Raw genomic sequence first — 8,303 nt, 5'->3', positions numbered from 1 at the left:
GGAAGCATGACCCTGCTTTCGGTTAATTATTACGACACCTACCCTCCCGAAGCTCCGGCGGTTCCGGCAACGGTTCTCGGGCAGCATACGATGAAACAGACCCTGGGAAGCAGTGAAGATGCTTCCACGATGGGAATTTTAACCGCTGCCTACGTTAAAAACATTGAGGACAACAACTGGACGAAAACATACAGCTATTACGATTCGACGGGAAGAGCAATTGCCACCAAAAGCACCAACCATCTCGGAGGATACACCAACACCGAAACCGAGCTGGATTTTGCGGGGGTTCCTTTAAAAACCAATACCTATCACCTCAGAAAGCAGGGCGAAGTCGGGGTAACGGTACAGGAAAGGTTTGAGTACGATTCCCAAAACAGGTTGGTAAAACATTACCATCAGGTAGACAATAATCCTGAAGAACTGCTTGCCGAAAACACCTACAACGATCTGTCCCAGCTTGTGAACAAGAAAGTAGGGAATAATCTTCAAAGCATCGATTACACCTACAACATCCGCGGATGGATGACAGACATCAACAAAAACCAGATGGCGGCAACGGATCTTGGAGGAAAACTGTTTTCCTACAAAATAAAATATACCAGTCGCGAGGGGATCGAAAATCCGGATACAGCTCAGTTTTCAGGAAAGAATGTTGTCCCGAAATACAACGGGAATATTGCCGAAGTAGACTGGAGAGCCGTAGAATCTATTGGTGCCAATCCATCAACAACCCCGAAAAGATACGGGTATGCTTATGACAAAATTAACAGGTTAACGGCAGGGTTTTACCAGAATCCCCAAAACCCGAACAGTAAAGAGAATACGGAATCTTTAGCGTATGATCTGAACGGGAATATCACCAGTCTTTACAGAACCTCGGTTCTGGAATATGGGAATACAACGCCGACCATGATTGACAACCTGCAATACATCTATGCTTCCGGCAATACCGGCAACAGGCTTACCAACATCAATGATTATGCACAGAATGCAACAGGATACGAAGGCGGCGGACAAACCATCGGATATGATGTGAACGGAAACATGATCAGTATGCCGGATAAGGGAATCAGTGTGATCAAATACAATCATTTAAATCTTCCCCATCATCTGGAATACAGCAGGGACGGCATTGAAATGGTGAAACTGGATACGAAATACCGCGCCGACGGGACAAAGCTCCGTAAGGTAAACACCACAACGATTTCCGGAATTAACGGCTACACAACCTCTGTAAAGACCATTGATTACCTTGACGGCTTCCAGTATCAGAACATCACTAATTCAGGTGGCGGAGGCGGTGGAAGCTCTTCTTTTTCGGCTTCCAATCTTGAGAGTTTCAGAGCGATGGAAACCCAGGCGTTCAGTCTTGTGGACATCGGAGGTCTGGAACCTGTCGGAATGCTGAAGAATTCTGAACTACAGTTTTTGCCGACTTCAGAAGGATTTTACGATTACATAAAAAATCAATATATTTACCAGTATAAAGATCACTTGAGAAATACAAGGGTAAGTTTTGGGAAAAACAGCGCAGGAGTTCTAGAAATTGTGGATGCTAATGATTATTATCCTTTCGGAATGAATCACCTAAAAAGTGGAAATTCATTCTTTGGATCAAGTTCGTATAAGAATTATAAATACAACGGAAAAGAGTTGCAGGAGTCCGGCATGTATGATTACGGAGCAAGATTTTATATGCCAGATATAGGACGATGGATCGTAGTAGATCCTTTAGCGGAGAAAATGAGACGACATAGTCCTTATAACTATGCATTTAATAATCCAATTAGGTTTATTGATTCCGATGGAATGCAAAATGAGGATTGGAGAGATAAAAATGGGAAAGAATTATCTTCAGATCAATTAAAGAATGTTAAAGTTTATATTTTCTATAATCCCGATAAATCTGGGGAAGATGGTGGGTTTAGTGAACAAACTATGCAACAGTATGCTGAGTATGAAAAAAAATATGGAAAAGGAAGTGTAGCCTTAAGTGATGCAATGACAGAAAAAGATTTTGCGCAGGATTGGGGCGATATGGAAGGGAAACCATCTGAAATTGTTTTAAATCATCATGGTACAAATCAAGCTCTTCATTTAAATATAGATCCTGACAATAACTCTAAAACTAAAGATGGAGAATATATAGTTTCAACAGATAGCGGTAAAACAAGTGGCTCTAAAACACAAGGAACAAAAATTGCTGATTTGCCTGATCCAAAAGCTAACATTTCTGAAGCTACGCTATTGTTAAATACCTGTAATTCAAACAATCCAAATGCTACTCCAATGACTGCGGGTACTACACTGGCAAAAGGTTTTAGTAAAGATACATCAATAGGACAGGTTAGAGGAACCAACAAGAAAGTAAACTTTAATGGTTCAGGTCAGGCTACACCTCAGTGGTATTATGGAGGAACTTGGCAGTTTTTTAAAGGTGGTCAACAAATACCACAAAAAATGAATGTTCCATCAGGAAACTATAGAGTTTATCCTTAATAATAACTATTTATCATGAGCAAAAAAATAATTTTAGGAATAATATTTTCTCTCTCAATTATATCTTTACTATTTTATTTTGTTAATAAAAAAAGTAAAGTAGAAATACAGTTTGTTGATGAGTGTAATTTTAAAATTTTTAATGATACTCTTTTCAAAAACTCTTATTTATATGACAGTTATGGTTATATTATATCTGATTCTAACTTAGAAAGTATAGGTATAGAGATATCATCCAATAATAAACTGAACAAAGAGGATGATTATATTTTTACAATCTATCATCCTATAAAGGATATAGAAGAAATTGATGATGGCATTAATCATAAAAACAAGATAGCTTTAAAAGTGACGCTTGATAGTTTAAAAACTACTAAAAAAATATATGTCTATCAATTAAAGCAAAAAAATAGGTACAGACTTATGCTACCTTAACTGCCACACAAAGTCGGTCATATACTAAACATGTGGGTTTTCTAAATTATAAATAAAGTTTTTAATTCAAAAAAAACCCGATGATGCGGATTTATAATCCGTGAGCAACAATAAAGAACCCACTGCAATTGCGGTGGGTTTTGTGTTATAATAAAACTACATTTTTATTAAAGAAGTCTTTAAATTTTAGTAGTGAGTATTATTTTTTATGTTAATAAATTTTGCGGAAATAATCAATATATTTACCAGTATAAAGATCACTTGGGAAATACAAGGGTAAGTTTTGGAAAAAACAGCGCAGGCGCTCTAGAAATTGTGGATGCTAATGATTATTATCCTTTTGGAATGAATCATTTGAAGAGCGGAAATTCTTTCTTCGGAGCGAGTTCGTATAAGAATTATAAGTACAATGGGAAGGAATTGCAGGAGACGGGCATGTATGATTACGGAGCAAGGTTTTATATGCCGGACATCGGACGTTGGGGCGTAGCTGATCCGCTCGCGGAAAAGTATAGAAGACACTCACCATATAATTACGCCGTGAATAATCCTGTAATTTTTACAGATCCAGACGGAAGAGAAATAAGAATTGGAGATAATGTATATTCTTATAAGAAAGATAGAGATTATAATAAAATTGAGAATGAATTTGAAAGAAATGCTTATCAAGCATTAGATCAATTATACTCTTCGGATGCAATGAATATTACTATAGGAGAAGGAGATGATGCTAAAACAGTTAATATTTTAGATAATTTAATTAATGATAGAGATAACGTATTAGGCATTATTGAAAAAGACCCAAATAGTGAAGCTAATGGTTTTAATCCCTTTTCTCGTACAATTACCTTTGATCCTTCTGAAGGTTTATCATTTACAAAAGATTTAAATAAACCCAATAGTGAAGAAAATACTGGTTATAACAGTCCTACATCAAGACTAGGACACGAATTGATACATGGCTACAATATGTTCAATGATGATAAATATTGGGATAGAAGAGCCGACAAATCTACTAATGAAGGAGGTAATAAACTGTTTGATAAGTCAGGTAAAAATGTATCATTTACAAATGTTGAAGAAAAATATACCACGGCATTATCCAATCAGGTAAATGCAAAATTAGGAGAGGATAAAAGGACTAATTATGGTGGTAAAAGTTATAAAGTAGTTAATGTAAAATCTACAAAAAGGAAATAAATGTGCTATGAAAAATATATTATTCTCAATCTTAACTTTTTTAGCAATAACTTCTTGCTCTTCTTCAAAAATAATAATGTATCATTATGATAATTCAAGATATGATGATGCGGAAATTGACGATACTAAATTGCATTATTTTTTTAATAAAAAAAATACAAGTATTAAATCTTTTTCTTTAGTATCTAACAATTTGAGTAGGGAATTAAATAAAATAGATATAAAAATAGGTTCATTAAAAGATAAAGACGAATTTGATTTTGGACATTACTATTACACATTTATTTCAAAGAAAGATACATTATATTCGGACTATGATTTAAATTACTGGAGAAATAAAGATAAGGGGGTTGTGTATAAATTAAATTCAAAAGTAAAAGAAGAAATAAAAGCATTATTGATAAAAAATAAAGAAGTAAAATAGAAAAAACCAATCTCGCGGATTTTTAATTCAGATGGAGCAGATGGTAATATTCCATATAATCAGAATAAAAAGCCACAAAATGGTGCACCTACTAGATATATATTAACAGAAGTAAGAGATAATCAATAATGAAAGTAGCAATAAAATTTATATTAATTTTTGTAATATTTTTTTCTTTTTTTGCGTGTAATAAAGTTTCAAAAAAAGATGTGGTAGGTGTATATAAAGGTGATAAGGTTCCTACAGAATTTTCAGATAATGACTATCGTTATCTCGTTTTAAAAGAAGACAATATTTTCTATTTAAAGTATACAGATATTAAAAAGCCAGGTATTGTAGGTTCTTGGAAAATATTGGACAGGGACAAGGATGCTTTAAGCATACAGTTTAGCTTTCCTAATCAACATATTATAGGAAAATTGGACGGAAATACTTTTTTATTTGAGAAACCTAATATTTTTGATCCACGTTTTCCTTCTTGGTTATACGTAAAAACGGATTTAGAAACTAGTAGAATAATTGATAAAAAATAAAACCGATATCCAAGGTTTGTAATCCATGACCCCGATCTCGCGGATTTGTAATCCGTGAGCAATAATAGATAACCCACCGCAATTGCGGTGGGTTTTGTATTTTATAGCGTAGTTGCGTTTTTGGCAAAAAAATCTTTAAACTTTTTATTGGTAAGCATTTTTTCCACGAGCCGGAAAATGGTTTGCTTGTCTTCCTCTTCGAGCTGTTGTATCAATCGAATTTGTTCGAGTTCTGTTTTGTCTTCCAAGATAACTTCTTTAGGAATAGAATCCAGAACAGGCTGAAAAAACATTACCATCAGGTAGACAATAATCCTGAAGAACTGCTTGCCGAAAACACCTACAACGACCTGTCCCAGCTTGTGAACAAGAAAGTAGGAAACAATCTTCAGAGCATCGATTACACCTACAACATCCGCGGATGGATGACCAAAATTAATGATCCTGCAAACCTTAACGGAAAACTGTTCGGGTATAAAGTAAAATACAGTGAAGTGGAAGGGCTTGAAACGCCCAATACAGACTTTTCTACTCTGAAAGTAAAACCGAAATACAACGGTAATATTGCGGAAGTAGACTGGAGAACAGGAACAACCACAGGAGACAACCTGAGAAGATACGGCTATGTTTATGATGGAGTGAACAGACTACTGGCAGGATTTTACCAGAAAGATACCAATCCTTCTGCAAAGGAATACTTCGAAAAGATGGAATATGATCTTAACGGAAATATTTCAAACCTGAAAAGATCGGCGCAATCTCAGCAAGGTGCTTCTGCATTTAATATTGATGATCTTGGATATATTTATACCGGAAACAGGCTGACTTCCGTTACCGATTCCTCAACAGATTACAGAGGTTATCCGGATACCTCAGGAAATCCAATTCGTTATGATAGCAACGGAAATATGATTTCTCACAGAGATAAGGGAATTTTGCAAATTGATTATAATTTTTTAAATCTTCCGAAATACATTAAGTTCGACAATTTTATAACAACTCGTGCCGGAAAAATATACGTTAATACAGCATATACTTACAGGGCAGATGGAGTAAAAGTTGGAAAACAATATTCCTATAAAAATTCCAGTAATATAACCCATCTTTTCAACGAAAGGACGGATTATCTGGATGGTTTTCAATATACCAATGAGTTGCTTAAATTTGTTCCAACTTCCGAAGGGTATTATAATTTCGAAAATAATAAGTATATTTACAACTACACAGACCATTTGGGAAATATCCGTTTAAGTTATTTCAACAATGGAAGCGGCGCAGAAGTTCTTGAAGAAAATAACTATTATCCTTTTGGGATGAAGCATGAAGCCTATAATGTTTTACCGGGAAATCCTGCGTACAAATACAGTTACAATGGAAAAGAATTGCAGACGGAATCAGGATTGTATGATTATGGCGCAAGATTTTATATGGCAGACATCGGTAGATGGGGTGTTGTTGATCCGTTGGCAGAGAAAACTATGGATATTTATGGTTACGTATGGAATAATCCAATAAAATTTATTGATCCCGATGGGCAAAGTGGTGAGCCCACACTAGATAAAAAAAATAAAACCATCACAATAAATCAACATTTGATATTTTATGGAGGAAAAGCAACTTCTAAATTATCCGATAAAATAGCAACAGGAATATCTTCTCAATGGAATGGTGCTAATGGAAGGGTAAAAGTTGGTGGAGTGGAATATAAAGTTAAATTTAAAGTTACTTATGAAACAGTATCTGAAGTTGACGCTAAAAAAATGGCTTCTGGAAATACGGATATAAAAAATAACTTTATTCGTGTAGAAGATGGTAAAAATGGAGAAAGTAGTTTCACTCAAGAATTAGGTGCAAATTCATATTATTTTAATACTGATGATGACTTAGCTGGTTCAACAACACCTGCTCATGAAATAGGCCATGGTTTAGGGCTTGATCATACTAATAAAGGAGGACAAAATGAAAACGATGTACCTGACATTATGGAGGCGAGAGGTACACAAGTACATCCTAAATGGTCAAAAAAAGGGCCTAGTAATTCTATAGATCCGAATTTTAGAAGAGTAGATAAAACAGAAGTATATGATGTTCTTAAAGGAGTAAGATTTGATAAAAATGGGAAAGGTAAAATTGGAAAAACAACAAATAAAATTTATGATAAAAATGGGAATTAACTTTATAATAATATTACTTTTCTTTTCTTGTAAATTCAATGAAAATAATGTTGCATCCAAAGAAAATGTTATTGTTATAAAAAATGATAGCTTAAAAAATTTATCATCAGAATGGAAGAAAGATAATATAGGTTGCTTAAAGTACAGAAATGTTAAAAACTTTAATAAACTATTAAGTGGTTACAAATTATTAAATAAAAAAAGTAAGAAAGAATTTATTAATGTTTTGGGTATTCCTAATCAGGAATTAGTGTATGATAATTTTTCTGTAATAATATATTACTATAATAGTATATGTGTAAATAATAAATTGTTGATAGATTCTGATAAATCAAATATTAGGATAAAATTTGATAAAAAAAATGAATATCTGAATTTTGATACAAGAATTGAATAAGTTTTATTATTTTAACCCCAATCTCGCGGATTTATAATCCGTGAGCAACAATAAATAACCCACCGCAAAGCGGTGGGTTTTGTGTTATAAAGAGCAGCACAAAATAAAATGCTTTTCATTTTTAACCTCAGAAAGCAGGGCGAAGTCGGGGTAACGGTGCAGGAAAGATTTGAGTACGATTCCCAAAACAGGTTGGTAAAACATTACCATCAGGTAGACAATAATCCTGAAGAACTGCTTGCCGAAAACACCTACAACGATCTGTCCCAGCTTGTGAACAAGAAAGTAGGGAATAATCTTCAAAGCATCGATTACACCTACAACATCCGCGGATGGATGACAGACATCAACAAAAACCAGATGGCGGCAACGGATCTTGGAGGAAAACTGTTTTCCTACAAAATAAAATATACCAGTCGCGAGGGGATCGAAAATCCGGATACAGCTCAGTTTTCAGGAAAGAATGTTATCCCGAAATATAACGGGAATATTGCCGAGGTAGACTGGAGAGCCGTAGAATCTATTGGTGCAAATCCATCAACAACCCCGAAAAGATACGGATATGCCTATGATAAAATTAACAGGTTAACGGCAGGGTTTTACCAGAATCCCCAAAACCCCAACAGTAAAGAGAATAC

7 protein-coding genes and 1 pseudogene are annotated in these 8,303 nt (G+C 34.6%); all 8 read left to right on the top strand.

The window, feature by feature from the left end:
• A partial coding sequence (locus H6W53_RS21295) for an RHS repeat-associated core domain-containing protein (protein ID WP_185209604.1) occupies window positions 1-2,502 on the top strand: 2,502 nt, incomplete at its 5' end.
• A 15-nt stretch (window positions 2,503-2,517) separates the two neighbouring features.
• Window positions 2,518-2,937 carry a hypothetical protein gene (locus H6W53_RS21290; protein WP_185209602.1) on the top strand — a complete coding sequence of 140 codons (420 nt, stop codon included), beginning with the start codon at window positions 2,518-2,520 and terminating at the stop codon, window positions 2,935-2,937.
• Between the two features lie 192 nt (window positions 2,938-3,129).
• Complete coding sequence (locus tag H6W53_RS21690) at window positions 3,130-4,137, top strand: RHS repeat-associated core domain-containing protein (RefSeq protein ID WP_194304492.1); 1,008 nt, start codon at window positions 3,130-3,132, stop codon at window positions 4,135-4,137.
• Between the two features lie 7 nt (window positions 4,138-4,144).
• Window positions 4,145-4,561 (top strand): hypothetical protein, encoded by a 417-nt coding sequence (locus H6W53_RS21280; protein ID WP_185209600.1) that lies wholly within the window; start codon window positions 4,145-4,147, stop codon window positions 4,559-4,561.
• A 128-nt stretch (window positions 4,562-4,689) separates the two neighbouring features.
• Window positions 4,690-5,094, top strand: coding sequence for a hypothetical protein (locus H6W53_RS21275; RefSeq protein WP_185209598.1), 405 nt, complete (start codon window positions 4,690-4,692; stop codon window positions 5,092-5,094).
• Window positions 5,095-5,315: 221 nt separating this feature from the next.
• Complete coding sequence (locus H6W53_RS21270; protein ID WP_228457853.1) at window positions 5,316-7,268, top strand: RHS repeat-associated core domain-containing protein; 1,953 nt, start codon at window positions 5,316-5,318, stop codon at window positions 7,266-7,268.
• Entirely contained in the window at window positions 7,210-7,665 is a 456-nt protein-coding gene (locus H6W53_RS21265) for a hypothetical protein (RefSeq protein ID WP_185209596.1), read from the top strand. Before H6W53_RS21270 ends, H6W53_RS21265 begins: the two co-directional genes overlap by 59 nt.
• A 108-nt stretch (window positions 7,666-7,773) precedes the next feature.
• Window positions 7,774-8,303: pseudogene (locus tag H6W53_RS21260) on the top strand (RHS repeat-associated core domain-containing protein); the annotation flags it as partial.

Source organism: Chryseobacterium sp. C3, assembly GCF_014218905.1.
GTDB classification, from domain to species: Bacteria; Bacteroidota; Bacteroidia; order Flavobacteriales; family Weeksellaceae; genus Chryseobacterium; species Chryseobacterium mucoviscidosis.
Note: the sequence above shows the minus strand (reverse complement) of the source record. Positions and strands in the feature narration are given on the sequence as shown.